Raw genomic sequence first — 22,342 nt, forward strand, 5'->3', positions numbered from 1 at the left:
TTACCTCCAAATAACATATAAGGCTACTAATGTGGTCACCATCCCAAGAAACCAAACTGTTTTAAAGTACCATTTTCTAGTCTTGTGGTGAAAAGTAATTCCTGCTAACCAAGCTCCAAAACCACCACAAGTAAAGGCTAAAATGAGTAAGATTTTCTCTGGAATGCGCCAAGTTCTTCTCCTTGCCTTGGATTTGTCAATGCCATAAATGATGAAAATCATGACATTCCAAATCAAGAGGACTAGAGTAATTTTTTCGTCTAACTTCATAACCTTGCAATAATAGCTTCCGTCATTTCCTTGGTCGAAGCCTGACCTCCTATATCTCTCGTTAAAATTCCAGCTGCCAAACTTGCCTCGACAGCATGTTCGATACGCTCTGCATCCTCATAACGTCCAAAACTATCTCTCAACATCATGGCCACTGATAAAATCATGGAAACAGGATTGGCAATGCCTTGACCTGCAATATCAGGAGCTGAACCATGAATAGGCTCATAGAGACTTGGGCCATTTTCAGAATGACTGGCTGATGGCATAACCCCAAGCGTGCCAGATAGAACGCTCGACTCATCCGAGAGAATATCTCCGAAAAGATTCTCCGTAACGATGACATCAAACTTAGCAGGATTGGTAATCATAAGCATAGCAGCTGAGTCCACCAGCTGGTGTTCCAAGGTCACATCTGGGAAATCCTGTGCGACTTCCTCAGCTACTTTGCGCCAAAGTTTTGATGTTGCCAACACGTTTTGCTTATCAATGCTAGTAACGATTTTTCTTCTACTTCTTGCAATTTCAAAGGATTTACGAATAATTCGCTCCACTTCCTCATAGCTATAGTCGTTGATATCACGCGCTTTCCGCTCTTCAAGGATATGATCCCCAAAGTAAATCCCGCCTGTCAACTCACGTACCACAACAAAGTCTACACCAGCAATTCGTTCTGGTTTTAGTGGTGACAAATGCTTGAGACTCTCAAAAATCTTAACAGGGCGAATATTGGCATAAAGATTGAGTTCCTTACGGAGAGCCAGCAAGCCTTGTTCAGGCCGAACCGCTTCTCCATCATACTGGGGACTACCGATAGCCGCTAGGAGAATAGCATCTGCTCCTCTACATGCCTTGAGTGTCTCATCAGGTAAGGGATGCCCTGCAGCATCGATACCTGCACCTCCAAAAGGTCGTCTATCAATCTCATAATCAAAACCTGTTTTTTCAGCTAGAGCTTCCAAAACCTCTAAACCAGCCTCCATGATTTCTGGGCCGATTCCGTCCCCTGCTAGAACTACTATTTTCTTTGTCATAGCATTCTCCTTTACACACTAGGCATATCGCGATAGGAAACGCTACGTCCCATCTCACCAGCATTCTCTTTTTGAACAAAGGTATTGGCATTGATGTAGGCAATAGCCGAAGCCTTCAACACATCGAAATCAAGCCCTGCTGCATTAAAGATGGTTTCTGTATCTCTGTTTTCAACAGTGACCAAAACCCGAGCCTGGGCATCAATTCCATCCGTCACAGCGTCAATAGTGTAGGACACCAAGCGAACGGATTGGTTAAAGAACTTATCGATAGCGTTGAAGATTGCTTCAACAGAACCTTGTCCTGACGCGTTGAACTCAACTTTCTCACCATCCATATTAGCTAGGCTAACGAGCGCTTCGATATCATTATCCACATGCGTTTGAAGTTGTAAATCATCAAAGTGGAAGCCTTCTGGGTTTTCAACCATGGTTCCAGCTACCAGAGCACGAATATCTGCATCTGTGATTTCTTGCTTTTTATCAGCCAACGCCTTGAACTTAGCAAAGAGTGGTTTGATATCCTCTTCTGTAAAGTCTAGGGCCAATTCTCTTAGTTTCTCGACAAAGGCATGGCGACCTGACAATTTTCCAAGCGGAAGACTATTACTCTTAACACCGACTAATTCAGGGGTTATGATTTCATAGGTAAGAGGATTTTTAAGAACTCCGTCTTGGTGAATACCAGATTCGTGAGAGAAGGCATTGCCACCGACCACAGCCTTGTTTTTAGGAACTGGGATACCTGAGAAGCGAGAAACCATTTCAGAAGTATTGATAGTTTCATTTAGGACAATACTGGTTACTGCTTGATAGTAATCTTGGCGAATATTGAGAGCAACTGCAATTTCTTCCAAAGCAGCATTACCAGCTCGCTCACCAATACCGTTGATAGTCCCCTCTACTCGTCCGGCCCCATTCTTAACAGCAGCAAGGCTATTAGCCACTGCCATTCCGAGGTCATCATGACAGTGAGGTGAATAGATAATCTGACGATCCGTCTTGACATTCTCAATCAAGTATTTGAAGATAGCGCCATATTCCTCTGGAGTGGTAAATCCTACCGTATCAGGGATATTGATATAAGTCGCCCCTGCATCGACCGCTGTTTGAACGACTTGTAAGAGGAAATCCAACTCTGTTCTGGTCGCATCCTCAGGAGAGAATTCAACAATCTCAAACTTAGAACGGGCATAGGAAACATGCTCCTTAATAGCTTCCAAAATCTCTTCCTTGCTCTTATTGAGTTTATACTTGCGGTGAATCGGACTGGTAGCGATAAAGACGTGAACCTGTGGATACTTGGCGTCCTTGAGGGCCTCGTAACAAGCATCAATATCAGACTTGACAGAGCGGGCCAGACCAGTTACTGCTGTTTTCTTCAAGACTTTAGCAATCTCCTGCACTGCAGTAAATGAGTCTGGGCTAGCAGCTGGAAAACCAGCTTCGATGGCTGAAATGCCCCATTTCTCCAGCTGCCTTGCAATGGCAATTTTTTCCTTGATTGAGAAGTTAACACCAGGTGTCTGCTCTCCATCCCGAAGGCTAGTATCTAGAAATTCAACTGTTCTCATAAGATTTCCCCTTTTCCAAATGTGGTTTTAAAAAAACATCTCGCTTAGAAGTCCAAGCGAGATGTTGATTCACTCCCGCTTGGTAAGCCAAACAGGACTAATGCTTTTTGCACTAGCCCGAGTACCTCAACAACAAAGCAAATTGATTAAACTTAGCTGTTTTCATGTTTGACTTTCTCCTTCGTTTGATATCTTGTTTAGTATTTTAGCATAGGCACAAGCACTTGTCAAGAAAAAATCCAATATTTTCTGAAAATTTCTTCAGTAGAGAATATTTTGCTAATTGAAAGTTCTTGAAAATCCTTGAAATATTTCATTTTTTCAAAGTTAAATTCCAACTTTTCTCTATCAATTCTAGCACTTCTTCATCTGATAAAGTATCATCAAGCGCCACACTAATCCAGTAGCGTTTGTTCATATGAAAGGCTGGATAAATGCCCTTTTGTGAAAGTAAGTTCGCTACTTGGTCGTGCTTGAGATTGACTGCTTCCACTAATCCTTCTCTCCCCTTTTCCAGCTTATCCCAAGAAATTTTCATCAAAACGGCATACCACTTTTGATTGCCTTCATGTCTTAAAACTGCTGTATCAGGCGATTTCTCCCACAGATACTCCAACTGGTTTCCATACTGTTCCTGAACCTGAGTCATGATTCGCTTAGTCTGAGAACAGATAAAATCTTGCACATCAAAACAAGCCTTCCGAATCTGGTAAAGAATCTCCAAACAAGACTCACGGACACTTCCTACAAAACTTCCTCTCATACTTTCCATATGGACTTGAGGATAGAGGTCGCCCGTTTCCTGATCAAAGACCTGAAAATTCACATTATCAGTAGTGATGGAGACTGTCATGACAAAATCACCCTGCAAAATCTGGCAACTATAGGTCCAGACTTCCTCATTTTCTACAAAACCATAGGCACGAGCCTTTTCTTGATTAAACTGGTAAGATTTAAAAATTTCAAACATAAGTGAAAACTGCTACCCAAAGCTAGCAGTTCCTTTCTATTTTTTAAAAGACAACCTTGGTTCCATGCAATTGTGTCACGCCCAACTGGTCGATAAAGATTTGACGATTATCCAAGTCAATCCCCCCACCTGGTAAGATTTCAATTTTACCTTTAGCATGTTCCAAAATTCTGTGATAGTGAGCAAAACGTTTCTCTAGTGAATCGCCAGACACACCAGCACGAGTTAAGATACGAGTGACTCCAGCTTGGCTGAGCCAGTCAATGGCTTCCAACTGATCTTCGTCACTCAATTCATCAAAGGCCATGTGGAAGACAATTTCCATTCCTTTTGATGCAGTAATCAACTTCTCTAGATTAGCCTTATCCAACTTCTTATCAGCAGTTAAAGCTCCAAAAACAACCCCTTGACTTCCAGTCTGAGCAGTCAATCGAATATCTTCTAGCATGATAGCAATTTCTAGTTCATTATAGACAAAGTCGCCACCACGGGGACGAATCATGGTCATAATGGTCGTATCGTAGTTGGTTGCCAATTCAACTGCTGCCTTAGTCACTCCATAGCTGGGTGTTGTTCCACCAACTGCTAGATTATCACAGAGTTCGATTCGACGAGCTCCAGCCTGCATCGCTTTTTCAAGCAAGGTCACATTTTCAGCACAAAATTCGTAAATCATTTGATTCTCCTTGAAGATTACTTTAAATTTATTATATCATATTGTTGTAAATATGCTTTCAATTTTATCAAGGTAAATAGTTACAAATTTTACTTATTCTTTGTCTGGAATAACCTTAAAGAGATAATAAGTGATAAAGATGGTCAAAGCTCCCAGACCGATTTTGACTGGTAAAAGAGGTGCAAAGTAAATGGAAATTCCCATCAAGATGTAGATAGATACGATGATTTTTTTCTTTCGTTCACGCGCAATAGACTTGGTCTCACGAAAATCAGCCACATATGCTTGATAGAGTTTGGTATGATAAAGCCAGTCTTCGAAGCGCTTGGAACTTCTGGAGAAACAAGCAATAGACAGTAAAAGAAAAGGTGTTGTAGGCAACAAGGGTAAAACAACCCCAACAATAGCCAAGGCCAGTGATAAAAAACCAATAATTAGATAAATAATACGCATAACTACTCCTAGTTAAAATAATCTTCTTCTAGTTTCGCATAAAATGATGAATTTTGTCAAGTTCTAACCAAAAAGAGCCTGAAATTCACTTTCAGGACTCTCTTCTTATTTAATCTTTTCTTCTTCGTAATCACCATTACTACAAACAACCTGCTTGCCACCCCCACGGACTTTTTTCTCCATGAGGAAATTGCCACATTTTGGACAGTCACGACCAACAGGTTTGTCCCAAGAGGTAAATTCACATTCTGGATAGCGGTTGCAACCATAGAAAAGGCGGTTACGTTTGGTTTTACGCTCAATGATTTGTCCCTGATGACAACTTGGACACTCAACACCAATCTCTTTCACGATTGCTTGGGTATGACGGCAATCTGGGAAATTGCTACAAGCGTAGAACTTACCAAATCGACCAAGTTTAATAACCATTGGACTGCCACACACTTCACAATCAAATCCAGCTGGTTCATCCTTGATCTGGATTTTCTCCATTTCTTCTTCAGCCTTGGCAACCTCTTTAGAGAAAGGTTTGTAAAAGGCATCAATGACACGTTGCCACTGCTCTTTTCCGACTTCGACATCATCTAGCTTGCCTTCCATTTCAGCTGTGAAGGTCACGTTTACGATATCTGGGAAATATTCAACAATGAGCTTATTAACAATTTCTCCCAACTCTGTCGGTTCAAAACGTTTGGCTACAAGGCGAACATAATAACGTTTCTGAATGGTTTCAATAGTTGGTGCGTAGGTTGACGGACGGCCAACCCCATTTTCCTCCAAGGTCTTGATCAATGTCGCTTCAGAATAACGAGCAGGCGGTTGAGTGAAATGTTGCTCTGGTTTGCTATTGACCTGTTTGACCACATCTCCAACAGCCATATCTGGTAACATCTTATTCTTGTCAGAATCGTTATAAATGGCAAGATAACCATCAAACTTGACCTGACTACCATTAGCAGCAAATTGAACCCCATTTTGAGACAATTTAACAGCCATGGTATCAAAGACAGCAGCTGTCATCTGACTCGCTACAAAACGATTCCAAATAAGAGTATAAAGCTTGAGCTGGTCTTTGTCCAGATACTTAGCAATACTTTCAGGTGTATTAAAAACGCTAGACGGGCGAATAGCCTCATGGGCATCCTGAGCACCTGAAGCGTTTTTGACCTTGCTACCATGCTTAGAATACTTGCTACCAAAACGATCCGTAATGAAACTTGCTGCTTCATTTTGCGCTACAGGACTGATACGAGTCGAATCGGTACGCATATAAGTAATCAAACCTTGAACACCAGAACCGATATTAATCCCTTCATAGAGCTGTTGGGCAACCATCATGGTTTTTCGAGTACGGAAATTGATTTTATTGGCAGCATCCATCTGCATAGATGAAGTGGTATAGGGTAAAGGAGCATTGCGCTTGCGCTCTTTCTTATCTACCTGATCCACTGAAAAATCTTTACTAGTCAGACGAGATAAGACTTCCTTGACTTCGTCATTACTAGTCAGTTTTAGCTTTTTACCATCTACTCCATAGAAGGAAGCCTGAAATTGCTTGGTTCCCTTTTTAAAGACACCATCAATTGTCCAATATTCTTCTGGCTGGAAGGCGTTGATTTCATTCTCACGATCAATGATTAACTTAAGCGCAATAGACTGAACGCGACCTGCTGACAAGCCCTTCTTGACCTTCTTCCACAAAATAGGCGAAATCGAATAGCCTACCAAGCGGTCTAGGACACGACGAGCCTGTTGGGCATCAACCAAGTCCATATCAATCTTACGAGGTTCTTTAAAAGCATTTTTGACCGCATCCTTAGTGATTTCATTGAAGACCACACGGTTGGCATCATTTTCATCCAAGTTGAGAATGTGAGCTAAATGCCAAGAAATCGCTTCTCCTTCACGGTCCGGGTCACTCGCCAGAAAGACTTTATTAGCTTTTTTGGCTTCTTTTTTCAAGTCATTGATGAGAGGACCTTTTCCTCGGATATTGATATATTGCGGTTCATAATTATTTTCAATATCAACGGACATACTGGATTTCTTCAAATCACGGATATGCCCGACACTGGCTAAAACCTTATAGTTTCTGCCTAGATATTTTTCAATCGTCTTAGCCTTAGCAGGCGACTCCACGATTACTAGATTTTTTTTAACTGTTGATTTTTTCTTTTTTGTTGCCGTAGCCACAGTATCACACCTTTTCAAAGTAATAAACTTTATAAAGTGTAAACCATTTTGCCATAACTGTCAAGACTTAGCACCTATATATAGAAGAAAAGTTGGTTTAGAAAGAGAAATTTCGTCTTAAAATTCAAATTCCGCAAGAACATCCTGCCCACTGGTGACCAATTTTGCACCTTCTTGAATCAAATGATGGCAACCGTCTGATTGACCATCTAAAATGCTACCAGGAATAGCAAAGACATCGCGCCCTTCTTCCATTGCTCTCTCACAGGTAATGAGACTACCTGAGCGCATCTTAGCCTCTGCTACAATCACACCTCGACAAAGTCCAGCAATGATTCGATTACGGGCAGGAAAATGAAATTTCAGAGGTTGTTCACCAGGTCCATATTCACTTAGAACCAGATGGTCATTGCCGAGATAGTCTTGCAAACGTTTGTTGACTTTAGGATAAAACACATCCAGACCTGTCCCAATCACTGCAATGGTTTTTCCGCCATTCTGCAGAGCTGCCATATGGGCTGCTGTATCGATCCCCTTGGCTAATCCACTGACGATAACCAGTTCATTTTCCAAGCCTTGAATGACTTTTTCAACTGACTTAGCGCCCTGTTTACTACAAGCACGACTACCCACAACCGCTACCTTAGGAAATTTCAAGAGGTCAAGATTTCCTTTGTAAAATAAAAGCACAGGTGCATCATAAATTTCACTCAAATCCCAAGGGTAACAGTCGTCTAAAATAGAGAAAGATGAAAATTTTTGAAACTCTTTCTCCAAATGCGCATCGTCTATCTGAAAATAACGTTCCATAAAAACAGCTGGATTTCGGCAACCTGATATATCTGCAATATCACCCAACAAAAGCTCCTGATCAACATTTTCACCGTATTCTAGGACTTTCAAAATCTGTTGATTGGTCAAACCTGATTTTTTTAACTTATAGATTTCATAGTTTGTGATTTTCATAAATAACTCCATTTCTTTTTCTACTCATCTATCTATTCGTAAAAAGTTCGTAAAAAATCAAAAAAACATCCGACTATTTCAGCCAGATGTTGAAATCTTTAATTTTCGTTTTTAAGAATTTCTTCTAATTTATGATAGTCTTGGACACTATCGATTTCATAGATGCTATTGCCTTCTAATTCTTCAACATAGACATCCAGCTCTTTGATATTGTCCTTAACCATATTGTCCCAGTAGAGATCAACAAATTCACCACTCGCATAAGCCTTGTCGATAAAGCTGACAATCTTTTCTGCTGTTGGAGCATCCCAGAAAGATACACCACTAAGAATACGACCTGCCTTGCTATCAACAATGATGTCTTGAACCTTGTAGTCATCTCCATAGACCAAGAACCATTCGTTGGTACAATCTTCACGATAAACACTAAAATAAGTCGAACGTGTCAAATCATTGCGGAACATATTTTTAAAGAGATAATTATCAGCATCAATAACATAGCTGTTAGCTAATTCTTCTTTTACAAGATAGAGAGAGTAAAAGTTATTGTAGTCAGCGTATTTATCATTGAAAACTAGGCGGACACCGTATTTTTCTTTTAAGTAATCGAATTGTTCTTTAAGGTAACCAACGATGATGATGATGTCATGGATACCTTTTTCTTTTAGAAACTCAATTTGGTATTCAATCAGTGGTTTTTGATTAACCTGAACCAAGGCCTTAGGGGTATTTTCAGTCATAGGACGCAAGCGAGTTCCCAATCCCGCTGCTAAGATGATGGCTTTCACACGAATCTCCTTTATTCTTTAATAATAATATAAACTCCAGCAATGACGACAAGTGACGTAATAATTGTCAGCATATCTAGCGGTGCACCCAAGAAAACAACTGCAAACAAGACAGTCCAAACTACATAGCTCACGTTCAAGCCTGTAGCTTTAGCAGGTTGTAAGCGATTGATAGCGATATAATAAGCCAAGTAAGAAATCATATCAAAGGCTGCAAAGACAATCATAAGACCTAGTAATTGTCCATTGGCCACTTCTGAAAATGATTGATGAGAAAAGAGCACAATCACAAGATAAGATAAGAATGAAGTCACTTGACGGATTAAGAGAGCTTCGATTTCACTTAATTCACTTTCCATAGCAAAGGAGCTTAGAACACTCTCACTTCCCCACGCAATAGCACAAACTAAAGCACAGAGAATCCCAATGTAGAAGGAATTGACCTGTTCAACCTTATAGGTCTGGGCAATAATCCCTGCAATAATCAAGACAATCCCAAACACAGTATTTTTTGAAATCTTGTGCTTCAAAAAGAAGAAAGCCAATAAAACTGAAACTGCAGGGTAGATAGCCGAAACAGATGAAGCTAAGGAACTTCCAATATACTTAACTGCATAAAGATTGGCCTGCATACCGATAGGGCCTGCTAATAAGGCTCCGATGATAACACTAACATTGCGAATATTTAAGAAAATTGAGAGACGAACTTTCCCTTCTTTTATCAAAAGAAAAGCTAGTAAGATAAAGATACTCAAGAAATCGTGAGCAGCAGCCACCACAAAGGGCGATAAATCTGTAAAAATCGAAAAGATATAAGCACTAATCGTTAGACCTAACCCCCAGAAAATACCTGAGAGTAGACCAAAAGAAACTCCATTTTTAGTTTTCATCTGAACCTCCATAATAAGCCAAACCTTTAACAGCTCTTTGGTAACGACTTACACCATAGTCACCAAAATCTGCACCCTGCTCTTCCTTATAGACAGTCCATAGACTCCAAATAACGTCTTGCAAAATTTTATAGATTGCAATCTTTTCTTGAGAAACAGGTGTTTGGTCACTCTCATAGTAAGATAAGAAGGCTTCTTCCTCTTGGGGAGTGAATTCAGACTCTAAAAAGAGGGCAGCCAAATCCCACATTGGATCATTCATTGATGAATATTCCCAGTCAATAAGATACAGTCGTCCTTGAGGTGATTCGATAAAGTTTTCAGGCACCAAATCGATATGACAAGATTTTCTGTCAACACCTAAGTCAGCCAGTCTTTTCTCTAAGGAGAAGACTTCTTCTCGAACTGCTTCATAGTTGGCATAAGGAATTTTTTCTTCAATCAAGGATTCGTATTTTTTGATTTCTTCAAAAGGAGCAAATTCTCCTCTTAACTCCTTACCAGATGCATGAATGGTTTGTAATATTGGAGCAATTTTGTCAAATTTGGTCTTGATTGACGTTGAATCAAGCGTAATCGCAGATTCGATATACTCATTTACTTTGATACCAGCTTCAATATCAAAAAGATAATTTTTTACATCTAAGTCTAAATCCTTTAGTAGTTCAAGATTGTACTTTTCATCTTGACGATTGATCAGCTTTTCTGTCCCTTTACCAAAGAACTTAACAATGTATTGCCTATTTGTTGTTTTGACCAAATAGTTTTGATTGGTCATTCCCCCCAGTTGTTCAACACTGAGGACTTCCTCTTCTTGACTAAGTAAGGAAGAAATTTTTTCTTTAATGATTTTCTCCACAATTAACCTCCAGCACTTATACTTCCCACTTAAACACAGTTTTAAAGGCTGTGTTTAAATCGGTCGCAAAGACACGGTGAATATCTTTAATTTCTCTTACAGGTTCTTCTAGATAAAGGATATTTTTAAGACGATTGGCAAATTTCTTGACTTCCATCATTTGGATTGCATTTTCAAAATCAATGCGACCAGAACGAGAGGAACCAACCAAGAGCAAGCCCTTTTCTAAGGCATCGCGTGTATTGAGGTTGACTTTATATTCGCTAACGCCCATCATGAGAATCGTTCCCTGAGGACGAATGTAGCGAATCAAGTCATTAATAGCTGGTCCGGTACCATCTCCACCACAACATTCAAAAGCATGGTCAAAGGCCAAATCTTCAGGAATATTATCAGTAATATAGCATTCTTTAGCAAAAGAGAAGAGTTCCAATTTTTCCCAATGACGACCAATAACCACAATCTCTGCTTCTGGCAAAGTATAGTTGATAATATTGGCAACCACAAATGCTAAACTACCATCTCCGATAACGGCAATTCGGTTACGCTTGCTATGAGCAAGAGTCAATAGACGATTCATAGCGTGCATGCCAACACTGACAAACTCTGTAATGGCTGCAACCGTATCTTCGATAGCTTCATAAGCCACCACACGATCTTTAGGGAGAGAAACAAACTCTCTCATAAAGCCATCAAATCCACTAGACAAGAAATGAGTCCCTGTCATGTAGTTCTCATAGAATTCTTCATCACTCTGCATAGGAGGCTGATTAGGAATCATGACAACTTTTTGCCCAACCTCGTAGGTTCCTGTTGGATCAGCAATAACGGTTCCACATGACTCGTGAATCATTGCCATTGGAAGCTTTTTATTCAAAATCTTTGGGTCACGTTTTCCTTGATAGTAACGCTGATCCGCATGACAGACAGCCATGTAGTTGGGGCGGATGAGGATATGATTCTCTTGGTCAATAGCCTCTTCCTGGTATTTGACATTGATAAACTTGGGCTTTGTTAGTTGATAAATTTGATTAATCATTTCACTAGTCTTTCTCAATCATACTTTTTGCAATCTTCAAATCTGTTACGGTTGTAATTTTAAGATTTGAATATTCACCCTTGGCCAAGGCCACATCTTTTCCTTTGATTACAAAGATTTTACATGCATCTGTCAAGATTTCTTTCTCTTCAGCAGAGAGAGAGCCATAAAGGTCCATGAAATCCTTGCAACGGAATGTTTGAGGTGTTTGTCCTTGATAGAGGTGAGCACGATTTGGAATATCTGTAATAAATTGACCATTAGTGCTTTCAACGATAGTATCAACCGCTTCTACCACTGTGTCCACTGCGTCATGATTTTGAGCAAGTTGGATATTGTCCTGAATCATGCGAAGCGTAATGAACGGACGAACAGAGTCGTGGGTAACAACGATATCCTCTGGAGTAAGCGGACGATATGCATCGATAGCTTCAATGATTTTCTCAATACTTGTATTGCGGTCGGCACCACCTTTTGTAATGATGATACGATCCTTATGAAGAGGTAGATATTTATCTACAAGATCCTCTGCATGGGAAACCCAGTCTCCATGAACCCCAACCACAATTTTTTCAATGCTTGGTTCCAAGACAAATTTTTCAATTGTATGAACCAAGATAGGTCGATCACCTAGCTCTAAAAATTGTTTTGGCAAGTTACTGATTCCCATACGTGTGCCAGTTCCACCAGCAAGAATTCCTGCATAAATCATCTATTTTCTCCTTTGTCTTACTAAAAAAACTTATTCTCTCTATTATACCACAATCTAGTCCTATCATGAAAGAAATACCGGACCTCCCGTTCTAGAATAGGAGGATTAAGCAGTTCTATATCTTCAAAGAAACTAATCCATTTCTAGTAATGACTAGGAATTCTGTAGCGATTACTAATAAATGGCTGTGAAATTTTAGAGTTCTTCAGAATAATATACTTTCCTTAAAAAAAACTTAAAACTAAACTTTGAAACTTCAAAGGAATTACTTGACTTACTGCCCTTCATTTCTTATTAGCTAACTTTATGATATTATTACAAATAAGTTAGGGAAAAGTATTTACAATCAAAAAACTCATACTAGTAGGCAGGGAAAACCTTTATATAATATTCTCAAAACAAGTTTAAAAAATATCGAAAAGCAGCTTGATATTGAGAATGGTCAAGATGATTGAAACTACGTAGCCAAGGATTGTATTCCACTTGGCATTGGTAAATTCTCCCATCACTGACTTCTTAGAAGTTAGATAGATTAAGGGGAAGATTGAAAACGGAAGAGCGATGGAAAGAAAGACCTGTGAATAGACCAACAACTGATCCAAGGTTTTTTCTTGATGTCCAAACAAGATAGCAACTATAATCACAGGGAGCAAGGCAAAAATACGTGTACCGATACGGATGATCCACTGAGGTAATTTCATATGCAAGAAACCTTCCATGACAATCTGTCCTGTCAAGGTGCCTGTGATAGTAGAATTTTGGCCACTTGCTAAGAGAGCCAGAGCAAATAAAGTTGACAGAGTTGAGCTGGCTATTGCTCCTGCTATTGTCGAATCCTGTAAGGCATTGTACATTTGGGAAAAAGCTGAAATTTCAGATGAATGGCCAAAAAAGAGCGATGCCCCTAAAATGAGAAGTAAGGAATTGACAACAAAGGCTAGGGACAACTGAAGATTTGAGTCCCAGGTCATAAAACGCACAGCTTTTCGAACATCCTTTTTATCCTTATGGTTGATTTTCCTTGTTTGCGAAAGGGATGAATGGAGATAGAGATTATGGGGCATGACTGTCGCTCCTACAATTCCTAAAGCCAAAGTCAGTTGACTCTCATGTCCCGGCAAAGGACTCTCAAACAAAGTTGATGTCGGTAAATAGCCACCAAAGATACCCTGAATACTTGGATTAGATAAAGCCACCAGATAAGAAAATATTCCTAATATAGTTAAGATAAGGGTTGTAACAATAGCTTCAATCTTCTTGAAGCCAAATTTCATCAACAAAAGCAAAAGAAACACATCTAAAACCGTTAGGAGGATAGCCACCATAATCGGTATTTTAAACAAAAGATTTAAGGCAATCGCTGAACCCAAAACCTCAGCCAGGTCTGTCGCCATTAAAGCTAATTCTACAATCACCCACAGACTATAGCGGAGCCACTTGGGAGCATGATGAGATGTTGCCTGCGCTAGGTCCATCCTAGTCACGATACCAAGCTTTCCAGCCATTTGTTGTAACTGCATGGCAATAATGGATGAAATCAAAATAACAAATAAGAGACTATATTTGTAGGAAGCACCACCAACCACACTGGTAATCCAATTCCCAGGATCCATATATCCAACTGCCACAAGAGCTCCAGGCCCTAAAAATGCTTTTAGATTTTGCCAAAAATGATTGTTATTAGGAGTTTCAATAGATTGATTGATCTCAGAAAGAGAGACCTTTTTGTAAGAAGACATAGGAATATTCACTTTCTAATCTTGTCTTTACCTAGTTTATTAATGAAGTTTTTGAAAATACAATGAAAATAGTTTGCCTATTTCCAATTTATTCTTATTATATCACATTTTGGAACGATTCTTAAGTAAAGCATGATAGTTGAAATAAGCAACACCAGTATTGGAAAAGCCAGCGTTTTCTGACGCTGGCTTTTTAACTGTGAAAATTCTTTCTCAACTAGATTGCTTCTGTAACAAAACTACGACTTTCCAACACTTTAAGCATGGCATTAGCTGTATCTAGGGCTGTAAAGAGGGGCACTCCGTGTTCAATGGCTGAACGGCGGATTTGCTCACCATCTTCATCAGCAGTTCGTTTGGTTCCTACTGTGTTAATGATAGCTTGAATTCTTCCTTTGCGGACAAAATTTGGGATATCTTTATCGTCATCACCAATCTTACCCACAGGTTGGGCTTGCAATCCATGACTGGCAAAGAAGGCTGCTGTCCCTTCTGTCGCGAGGATTCCATAGCCAATATTTTGGAAACGACGAGCCAAGTCCAAGGCTTCTTCTTTTGCATCATCAGCGATGGTAAATACAACGTTACCAAAAGTTGGCAAGTGGAGGTAAGAAGCTTCAAAGGCCTTATAGAGAGCTTTTTCCAAAGTCGTATCAGAACCCATAACTTCCCCTGTTGACTTCATTTCAGGACCAAGCAAGCTGTCTACCTTAGCTAGTTTTGTGAAGGAGAAGACAGGTGCCTTGATATGAACGCGAGTGCTTTCAGGGTAAAGTCCATCTTGGTAACCAAGTTCTGATAAACTTTGCCCAAGAATGAGCTTAGTCGCTACTTGAGCCATAGGAATATTAGTCACCTTAGAAAGGAATGGAACCGTACGGCTGGCACGTGGATTGACCTCAATAACGTAGACTTTTTCATCCTTGATAACAAACTGGATGTTCATCATTCCAAGACAGTTAAGGCCGATTGCTAGGCGTTTAGTATAGTCCGCGATTGTTTCTTGCACCTTTTGCGACAAGGTTTGTGGTGGGTAAACGGCCATTGAGTCACCAGAGTGAACACCAGCGCGTTCGATGTGCTCCATGATACCAGGGATGAGAACATTTTCTCCGTCTGAAATGGCATCAACTTCGCACTCTTGCCCAACGATGTATGAGTCAACAAGAACTGGATGGTCTGGACTAGCCTTAACCGCTGTACGCATGTAAGAACGAAGATCTTCTTCATTTTCTACGATTTCCATGGCACGTCCACCTAAAACATAAGATGGGCGAACTAAGACTGGGAAGCTAATCTTGCGAGCTGCAAGCACTGCTTCTTCTTCATTGGTAGCCGTTTGTCCTGGTGGCTGTGGAATATCCAGGTCTTTTAGAGCTTGCTCGAAGAGGTCACGGTCTTCGGCACGGTCTAGGTCAGTAACCTGTGTACCAAGGATGGTCACACCTGCTTTAGCCAATGGTTCAGCTAGGTTGATAGCTGTTTGACCACCGAACTGAACAATAACACCTTTTGGTTGCTCCAAGTCAATGACGTTCATAACATCTTCAAATGTCAATGGCTCAAAGTAAAGCTTATCTGATACAGAGAAGTCTGTAGAAACGGTCTCTGGGTTTGAGTTCATGATGATAGCCTCATAACCAGCAGCTTGAATAGCCTTAACTGAGTGAACAGTTGCGTAGTCGAACTCAACCCCTTGACCGATACGGATTGGACCAGAACCTAGAACTAGAACGGATTCCTTATCAGACTTGATAGACTCATTTTCCCAACCATAGGTTGAATAGAAGTATGGTGTTTCAGAGTCAAATTCTGCCGCACAAGTATCGACCATCTTGTAGACTGGGACAATCTTGTTTTCCAAACGAAGTTGGCGAACTTGGTCAGCTGTAGTATTCCAGAGTTCAGCAATCTTACGGTCTGAAAATCCATTCAATTTTGCAGTTTTCAAGACTTCTAGATCTTGTGGATGGGCACCCAACTCTTGCTCAATTTCAAAGATATGTAAGAGTTTATCAAGATAAAAGATATCAATCTTGGTCAATTCAGCAATTTCTTCTGGAGTATAGCCACGGCGAATGGCTTCTGATACGTAGAAGAGACGGTCATCTTGGGCTTTGACTACTTTTTCAATCAAGGCATCATCAGAAACTGCTGCAAGTTCAGGCATTTCATTGTGGTGCACCCCAATTTCAAGGGAGCGGCAAGCCTTAAGAAGAGATTCTTCAATGTTACGACCGATTGCCATGACTTCTCCAGTGGCCTTCATCTGAGTACCAAGACGGCGTTCACCTTTTTCAAACTTGTCAAATGGGAAACGTGGAATCTTGGCAACTACGTAGTCAAGGGCTGGCTCAAACATGGCATAGGTTGAACCTGTAACTGGGTTGATAACCTCATCCAAGGTCAAGCCAACTGCAATCTTGGCAGCCAACTTAGCAATCGGATACCCTGTCGCTTTAGAAGCAAGGGCTGACGAACGCGATACACGAGGGTTTACTTCGATAACATAATACTTAAAGCTATGGGGATCAAGTGCCAACTGAACGTTACATCCACCTTCAATCTTAAGGGCACGAATGATGCTCAAGCTCGCGTCGCGTAGCATTTGGTTTTCATAGTCTGACATGGTTTGGGCAGGGGCAAATACAATGGAATCTCCTGTGTGAATCCCAACTGGGTCAAAGTTTTCCATGTTACAAACAACGAGAGCATTGTCAGCCGAGTCACGCATCACTTCGTATTCGATTTCCTTGAAACCAGCAATCGAACGCTCAATCAAACATTGGGTCACAGGCGATAATTTCAAACCATTTTCAGCGATTTCACGCAATTCTTCCTCATTGGCACACATACCACCACCAGTACCACCTAGGGTAAAGGCTGGTCGGACGATGACTGGGTAGCCAATTGTCGCTGCAAAGGCAACTGCTTCTTCGACAGTGTTAACAATCTCAGATTCAGGGATTGGTTGGTTGAGCTCTTCCATCAATTGTTTAAAGAGGTCACGGTCCTCCGCTTGGTCAATGGCAGATAATTTAGTTCCCAGAAGTTCAACACCAAGCTCATCTAGAATACCATTTTTAGACAATTCCATGGCCATATTGAGCCCTGTTTGACCACCGAGTGTTGGTAGCAAGGCATCTGGACGTTCCTTACGAAGAATACGAGTCACAAACTCAAGTGTAATCGGTTCGATATAAACCTTGTCAGCAATCTCCTTGTCCGTCATGATAGTTGCAGGGTTTGAGTTAACCAAGACAACCTCATAACCTTCCTCTTTCAAAGACAAGCAAGCCTGGGTCCCAGCGTAGTCAAACTCAGCAGCCTGACCAATAATAATCGGACCAGAACCAATCACCATAATTTTTTGAATATCAGTACGTTTAGGCATATATAAGATATTAAGGGCGTCAAGCGGACAAAGCTAAAATAGGAGTTATGACAAAGAACTGCCAGTTCTAGGAATAACTATCTTTTTAGCACCGTCCGTAGCCCGTATTCAGTTCAGCAAATACGGACCACCCTTCTCCTTTCTATTCGGCAACTCTCAGGTTGCCATTAAATAAATTCTCCGACGAGCTTTTACTCGTTCTTAGTTTGATTGTTTAAAAGCTTCCATCATCTCGATAAACTCATCAAATAGGTAGCTAGCGTCGTGTGGACCAGGGGCTGCATCTGGATGGTATTGAACAGAGAAAGCAGGTTGATATCTGTGGCGCACACCTTCAACTGACTTGTCATTGATTTCTTCGTGGGTGATAATCAAATGCTCTGGCAAATCCTCACGGCTAACTGCATAACCATGGTTTTGACTTGTAAAATCCACACGTCCTGTAGCAATTTCACGTACCGCGTGGTTAAATCCACGGTGACCAAACTTCATCTTGTAAGTCTTTGCTCCGTTTGCCATTGCAAAGAGTTGATGCCCCATACAAATACCAAAGATTGGAATTTTTCCTTGCACACCACGAATCATGTCGAGTGCTTGTGGAACATCTTCTGGGTTACCTGGACCGTTTGACAACATAACTCCGTCAGGATTGAGATGGAGAATTTCTTCCGCCGTTGTTGAATACGGAACAACCGTCACGTTACAGTTGCGTTTAGAAAGTTCACGTAGGATTGAGTGCTTGAGACCAAAGTCAACTAAGACAACACTCAAACCAACTCCTGGAGCTGGATATGAAGTTTTAGTAGAAACCTGCTTGATATTGTCTGTCGGCAAGACTGTCGCTTGGAGCTGATCCGTCACATGGTCCATGCTGTCCCCAACATGGGTCAAGGTTGCACGCATCGTACCATGCTTACGGATAATCTTGGTAAGTGCACGCGTATCAATCCCTGAAATACCAGGAATTTTCTTGGCTTTCAAAAATTCATCCAAGGTCATTTGGTTGCGCCAGTTGCTAGCTCGACGCGCTTCTTCAAAAACAACGACTCCCTTACAAGTTGGAATAATGGATTCGTAATCATCACGGTTAATTCCATAATTTCCTACCAAAGGATAAGTAAAGGTCAAGATTTGTCCATTATAAGACTGGTCTGTAATGGATTCTTGATATCCGGTCATTCCTGTATTAAAGACGATTTCGCCTGTTACATCGATATCTGCTCCGAAGGCCTTGCCTTCAAATACTGTGCCATCTTCTAATACTAGAAGTCTTTTTGTCATATTTTCACCTCTCGTGGACGCTCACTGGCGTCTTTTAACGTCTTGTGTTTTAGTTGGCGTTTCTACTCGCCAGTACGGATTCTAAGATTGCCATTCGAACAAAAACACCATTGGTCATTTGTTGGACAATCCGTGATTTTGGTGCTTCAACCAAGTGGTCTGCAATTTCTACATCACGATTGACTGGAGCTGGGTGCATGAGGATTGCTGTTTCTTTCAAACGGTCATAGCGTTCTTGAGTCAAACCATGTTGGGCATGGTAGTCTTCTTTTGAAAAGACTGCACCACTATCATGGCGTTCATGTTGCACACGAAGAAACATCATGACATCCACCTGATCAATGATTTCATCAATAGTTACAAACTGTCCATAGTCTGCAAACTCTTGACTTCTCCATTCCTCAGGTCCAGCAAAGTAAAGTTCAGCTCCCAAGCGTTTCAAAATCTGCATATTGGATTTGGCAACGCGTGAGTGGTCCAAGTCACCTGCAATCGCAACCTTAAGGCCCTCAAAGTGACCAAATTCCTCATAAATAGTCATCAAATCCAGCAAGCTCTGGCTAGGGTGTTGTCCCGAACCATCTCCACCATTGATGATGGAAGTCGTAATCGTGGGACTAGCAATTAACTCTCTGTAGTAGTCAATCTCAGGGTGGCGAATCACACAGACATCCACTCCTAAAGCAGACAGAGTCAAAATGGTATCATAAAGTGTCTCACCCTTATTAACCGAACTAGTCTTCACATCAAAGTCAAGACGTTCCAGCCCCAGTTTAATCTCTGCCACTTCGAAGGACTTATGCGTCCGTGTAGAATCCTCAAAGAAAAGATTGGAAACAATTGGATTGTCTTCATAAGGAAGCTGAGCTCCGTTTTTAAACTCAATTCCTCGCTTGATCAATTTCATGACTTGATCGACAGTGAGGTCTTCCATGGACACCACATGGTTCAATGCTTGTTGATTTTCTGACATGGCTACTCCTTTAGCTTTCTAAGCTTCTTCAGTAATCAGAACTCTATCTTGGCCATCAAGTTCTGCCATCTCTACGATGATTTCTTCAGAACGACTAGTTGGGATATTTTTTCCAACGTAATCTGGACGGATTGGCAATTCTCTATGTCCACGATCGACTAGAACTGCTAAACTCACGCGCGCAGGACGGCCATGACCGACAATATTATCAATAGCAGCGCGGATGGTACGGCCTGTATAAAGCACATCATCCACCAAGATAACTTCACGATCTGTCACATCAACAGAAACCAAAGAAGTATCTTCTCCACTTTTAACATCGTCACGGAAAGGTTTAGTATCCAATTCTACAACAGGAACTGAAAGATTTTCTAACTGCTCCAAACGTTCTTGGATACGGTGGGCGATAAAGACACCACGAGTTTTAATACCAGCTAAGACGATTTTATTCAAATCTTTGTTGCGCTCGATAATCTCATAAGTAATACGCGTAATCGCTCGTTTGACGGTCAATTCGTCTACAACTTCTTTTGTCTTCATGACAAACCTCCAAAAAGAAAAGTCTCCTTAAACAAGGAGACTTGAAATGTATAGCTAAGCTAGCCCTACTGGAAACAGTATAGACTTCACCCTTCTACTTAATCGTTCTCCTTGCCTGCCTCACGGGACAGGTTTAAAGGAATATTTAGTTATCAAATACTATAGCACAAAGCATGCTTAAAATCAAGCAAAAACTTTTGAAAGCCCATCTTATAAATTGCTAAAATCATATAACTGTGGGTACTGGTCACACTCTGGATTTTTAGGATGACAAATGGCTCTTCCAAAATAAATCATGGCCTGATGGGCAGCTAACCACTGCTCCGGTGGCAAGATATCCATGACCCGCTTTTCCACCTCAAGCGGTGTCGCTGATTTTTTGACAATATCGTGGTGTTTGCAAATACGCTCTACATGAGTATCCACTGCAAAGGCTGGAATCCCAAAACCAACACTCATGACAACATTGGCTGTCTTGCGACCAACACCTGCCAAACTCTCCAATCCCTCACGTGTTTGAGGAACTTGGCCATCAAAATCGTCTAGTAACTGTTGGGCACATTTTTTAAGGAATTTAGCCTTATTCCGATACAGTCCCAAACGAGAAATGTGTGAAGCAATCTCATTCTCTGTCGCCAAAGACATAGCTTGTGGCGTTGGAAAGGCCGCAAAGAGACCTGGTGTGGCCTTATTTACCGCTGCATCCGTCGTCTGAGCTGATAACATGACCGCAACCAAGAGTTCAAAATGATTGGTAAAATCAAGACTGGGCTTGGCATCTGGGAAGAGGGCAATGATTTCTTCTAGCACCTTTCGTGCTCGTTTTTTTGACAAGACCATTATTCGTCTCCATCAAATAGTCCTTGTAAGCCAGCAAAAGGACTGTTTTCTTCTTTCTTTACTGCTTGTTGGGCTTGGTATTCTTCCTCTGTCATGATTTGCCAATCATTTCCTGACACAAAACCTTGACCTGCCTCTTCTTCAGCTGTCAAGACCTTAATAGGGATGTTGAGCAGGATATTGTCTGATACACTCTCAGCAAGGTCTAGCTCTCCATTTTCAATAGGCAAGACCAAATCATCATCTAGAACCTCTTGATCTAGCTGGTTGATTGCGCCTTCCATGAAAACTTCCGTTACTGGATAAGATTCAACTAACTCAACTGGTTCCATACTGCGACTTGAAGCAAGAACAATGGTATAAGATAGTTGATAATCTAAGAAATACATACGGTCTTCGTACTGTACTTTCCCAACTGCAAGGATATCTTTTACATCTAAAATTTCTTGATTGCGTGCACGCAGGTCTGCAGCTAGGTCTAACGTTTGTTCAAAATGCAAGCCTTCAGACTGCTTACGAATTTCTTGAATATTTAATTTCATACTTCCTCCATAAAGATTTACTCTCTTGATTATACCATGAAAAGCCTACAAATCAGCCCACCAAACTTTTTAATTAACATTCGATTTTTTAACATGTTTACTATGACATTTTTTAGTGCCATACTATAGGCAATAATACATCAGAGCAAGGAGGATGCTCACATGAAAGACAAAGAACTCATTACTAATGCAACCCAACTCCTATCCGAGTTAAATAAAAGTTTCCAAAGCTGCAAACAGGGTAGGGCAGATGATATTCGACTGCAAGAGCTGCTAAACACTACTCTGCAAGAGCTCAAAAAAGCGGAAAAGTTGGACAACAGTATTTTAATCGACCTTGAGAAATTTTACCAACGTACCAGTCTTCTGATTGGTCTTGGTAGCCTAAAACTGAATGATCAAGCACGCACTGCTTGGCGAAACTATGATAAATTCCATTACGAGCATATCAAACACGTACTGACTCTCTATGGACCTGTTTTCGGATTTTAGAGATTAGAATTGTCAGTTTTCTGTTGACAAAATTTCCTTAAAGGTATAGGATAAAGATACTAATACTCGGAGGTAAGGGAGACATGAACAACTAAGTCTATCAAATAAAGAAACTTT

Annotated in this window: 21 protein-coding genes; 1 reads left to right on the forward strand and 20 read right to left on the reverse strand. The window is 40.8% G+C overall.

The window, feature by feature from the left end; genetic code table 11:
- From JQ841_RS06025 to JQ841_RS06120, 20 genes are all read right to left on the reverse strand, one after another.
- Complete coding sequence (locus JQ841_RS06025; RefSeq protein ID WP_203180415.1) at positions 1 to 270, reverse strand: DUF1294 domain-containing protein; 270 nt, start codon at positions 268 to 270, stop codon at positions 1 to 3.
- Positions 267 to 1,304 carry a 3-isopropylmalate dehydrogenase gene (leuB, locus tag JQ841_RS06030; protein WP_203180416.1) on the reverse strand — a complete coding sequence of 346 codons (1,038 nt, stop codon included), beginning with the start codon at positions 1,302 to 1,304 and terminating at the stop codon, positions 267 to 269. Before leuB ends, JQ841_RS06025 begins: the two co-directional genes overlap by 4 nt.
- 11 nt (positions 1,305 to 1,315) lie before the next feature.
- Complete coding sequence (locus tag JQ841_RS06035) at positions 1,316 to 2,878, reverse strand: 2-isopropylmalate synthase (RefSeq protein WP_203180417.1); 1,563 nt, start codon at positions 2,876 to 2,878, stop codon at positions 1,316 to 1,318.
- A 313-nt stretch (positions 2,879 to 3,191) separates the two neighbouring features.
- Positions 3,192 to 3,848 (reverse strand): MmcQ/YjbR family DNA-binding protein, encoded by a 657-nt coding sequence (locus JQ841_RS06040; RefSeq protein ID WP_125415795.1) that lies wholly within the window; start codon positions 3,846 to 3,848, stop codon positions 3,192 to 3,194.
- A 43-nt stretch (positions 3,849 to 3,891) separates the two neighbouring features.
- Positions 3,892 to 4,524 carry a copper homeostasis protein CutC gene (locus JQ841_RS06045; RefSeq protein ID WP_203180418.1) on the reverse strand — a complete coding sequence of 211 codons (633 nt, stop codon included), beginning with the start codon at positions 4,522 to 4,524 and terminating at the stop codon, positions 3,892 to 3,894.
- Between the two features lie 93 nt (positions 4,525 to 4,617).
- Positions 4,618 to 4,977: a YbaN family protein gene (locus JQ841_RS06050; protein WP_001220352.1), complete on the reverse strand. Its 360-nt coding sequence runs from the start codon at positions 4,975 to 4,977 to the stop codon at positions 4,618 to 4,620.
- Between the two features lie 105 nt (positions 4,978 to 5,082).
- The gene (gene topA, locus JQ841_RS06055) at positions 5,083 to 7,170 is read right to left on the reverse strand and encodes a type I DNA topoisomerase (protein ID WP_164226201.1); all 2,088 of its coding nucleotides are present in this window, start codon (positions 7,168 to 7,170) and stop codon (positions 5,083 to 5,085) included.
- Positions 7,171 to 7,287: 117 nt separating this feature from the next.
- Positions 7,288 to 8,136, reverse strand: coding sequence for a DNA-processing protein DprA (dprA, locus tag JQ841_RS06060; RefSeq protein ID WP_203180419.1), 849 nt, complete (start codon positions 8,134 to 8,136; stop codon positions 7,288 to 7,290).
- 98 nt (positions 8,137 to 8,234) lie between these two features.
- A complete protein-coding gene (locus JQ841_RS06065) occupies positions 8,235 to 8,924 on the reverse strand; it encodes a CTP--phosphocholine cytidylyltransferase (protein WP_020902399.1) in 690 nt (229 codons plus the stop codon).
- 11 nt (positions 8,925 to 8,935) lie between these two features.
- A complete protein-coding gene (locus tag JQ841_RS06070) occupies positions 8,936 to 9,814 on the reverse strand; it encodes a DMT family transporter (protein WP_203180420.1) in 879 nt (292 codons plus the stop codon).
- Positions 9,804 to 10,673, reverse strand: coding sequence for a choline kinase LicA (licA, locus tag JQ841_RS06075; protein ID WP_203180421.1), 870 nt, complete (start codon positions 10,671 to 10,673; stop codon positions 9,804 to 9,806). The genes JQ841_RS06070 and licA overlap by 11 nt, the downstream gene beginning before the upstream one ends.
- 16 nt (positions 10,674 to 10,689) lie before the next feature.
- Complete coding sequence (locus tag JQ841_RS06080; protein WP_203180422.1) at positions 10,690 to 11,712, reverse strand: ribitol-5-phosphate dehydrogenase; 1,023 nt, start codon at positions 11,710 to 11,712, stop codon at positions 10,690 to 10,692.
- A gap of 4 nt (positions 11,713 to 11,716) precedes the next feature.
- Complete coding sequence (locus JQ841_RS06085) at positions 11,717 to 12,424, reverse strand: IspD/TarI family cytidylyltransferase (RefSeq protein ID WP_084929587.1); 708 nt, start codon at positions 12,422 to 12,424, stop codon at positions 11,717 to 11,719.
- A gap of 404 nt (positions 12,425 to 12,828) precedes the next feature.
- Complete coding sequence (locus tag JQ841_RS06090) at positions 12,829 to 14,163, reverse strand: Nramp family divalent metal transporter (RefSeq protein ID WP_203180423.1); 1,335 nt, start codon at positions 14,161 to 14,163, stop codon at positions 12,829 to 12,831.
- 217 nt (positions 14,164 to 14,380) lie between these two features.
- Complete coding sequence (carB, locus tag JQ841_RS06095) at positions 14,381 to 17,557, reverse strand: carbamoyl-phosphate synthase large subunit (RefSeq protein WP_203180424.1); 3,177 nt, start codon at positions 17,555 to 17,557, stop codon at positions 14,381 to 14,383.
- A 201-nt stretch (positions 17,558 to 17,758) separates the two neighbouring features.
- A complete protein-coding gene (locus JQ841_RS06100) occupies positions 17,759 to 18,838 on the reverse strand; it encodes a carbamoyl phosphate synthase small subunit (protein ID WP_000166853.1) in 1,080 nt (359 codons plus the stop codon).
- A 49-nt stretch (positions 18,839 to 18,887) separates the two neighbouring features.
- Entirely contained in the window at positions 18,888 to 19,811 is a 924-nt protein-coding gene (locus JQ841_RS06105; RefSeq protein WP_203180425.1) for an aspartate carbamoyltransferase catalytic subunit, read from the reverse strand.
- Positions 19,812 to 19,829: 18 nt separating this feature from the next.
- A complete protein-coding gene (pyrR, locus tag JQ841_RS06110) occupies positions 19,830 to 20,351 on the reverse strand; it encodes a bifunctional pyr operon transcriptional regulator/uracil phosphoribosyltransferase PyrR (protein WP_000850023.1) in 522 nt (173 codons plus the stop codon).
- A gap of 210 nt (positions 20,352 to 20,561) precedes the next feature.
- Positions 20,562 to 21,191 carry an endonuclease III gene (nth, locus tag JQ841_RS06115; protein ID WP_203180426.1) on the reverse strand — a complete coding sequence of 210 codons (630 nt, stop codon included), beginning with the start codon at positions 21,189 to 21,191 and terminating at the stop codon, positions 20,562 to 20,564.
- Positions 21,191 to 21,733, reverse strand: a complete 543-nt coding sequence (locus tag JQ841_RS06120; protein WP_172934096.1) for a YceD family protein — start codon at positions 21,731 to 21,733, stop codon at positions 21,191 to 21,193. Before JQ841_RS06120 ends, nth begins: the two co-directional genes overlap by 1 nt.
- 162 nt (positions 21,734 to 21,895) lie before the next feature.
- On the opposite strand from JQ841_RS06120, the gene JQ841_RS06125 reads away from it, so the two are divergent.
- Positions 21,896 to 22,225, forward strand: coding sequence for a hypothetical protein (locus tag JQ841_RS06125; RefSeq protein ID WP_000653208.1), 330 nt, complete (start codon positions 21,896 to 21,898; stop codon positions 22,223 to 22,225).
- Positions 22,226 to 22,342: the final 117 nt, after the last annotated feature.

Source organism: Streptococcus mitis (assembly GCF_905187535.1).
GTDB lineage: Bacteria > Bacillota > Bacilli > Lactobacillales > Streptococcaceae > Streptococcus > Streptococcus mitis_BS.